Annotated in this window: 1 protein-coding gene and 1 pseudogene; both read right to left on the bottom strand. The window is 43.7% G+C overall.

The annotated features are described in order from the left end of the window. A partial coding sequence (locus CIK04_RS28865; protein WP_325205973.1) for a sugar phosphate nucleotidyltransferase occupies positions 1 to 135 on the bottom strand: 135 nt, incomplete at its 3' end. Between the two features lie 389 nt (positions 136 to 524). After that, positions 525 to 650: pseudogene (locus CIK04_RS28860) on the bottom strand (formate--tetrahydrofolate ligase); the annotation flags it as partial.

Raw genomic sequence — 650 nt, 5'->3', positions numbered from 1 at the left:
GCAGTTGGTAAGCGTGAAATCGATAATGCGGTATTTTCCACCAAATGGTACCGCGGGTTTTGCTCTGTCATCCGTTAATGGACTGAGTCGTGATCCCATGCCTCCGGCCAGTATCACTGTCAAATGTCCTGCAATGCGTATTCTCCCTGAATGTGTGCAATGTCCTAAAGATTAGTACAAGATTTGAGCCAAACCTTTTATTGAGAAATCATGATGTTTCATTAAATAATCCATTGCTGTGCACAAAAAGCAAGCAGTGAGCATAGTTGTTGCACGGTGTTAGTGCGTCGCAATGATAAAAAAGGTCGGCGTCTAAGGTCTTGGCACTTAGTCGTTTTACACTGTAAATAAGCGAAAATCACAAGTACTAAAACGAGTGGCTTGTACGCGTTGTGCTAGATAAGGCTTTAGGTGGGATTTCTGTAATCTAGCTTGCGTTAGGTTCAAAAAAAAGAAGCCTTTCTTTGCAAGGCGTTTAAGGAGTCTCAACAGGATCCTCAACAATGTGATATCGAAATCGCGGCTTAGCTTAGGCCAACAATATCGCCATTTTCATCGATATCCAACGCCATAAAAAGCGGGAATGTCTGGTAAACCAGGCATCGTCATCACATTGCCAGTGAGCGCGTAAACAAAACCCGCACCAGCAC

The organism is Vibrio sp. 03_296 (genome assembly GCF_002265885.1).
Note: the sequence above shows the minus strand (reverse complement) of the source record. Positions and strands in the feature narration are given on the sequence as shown.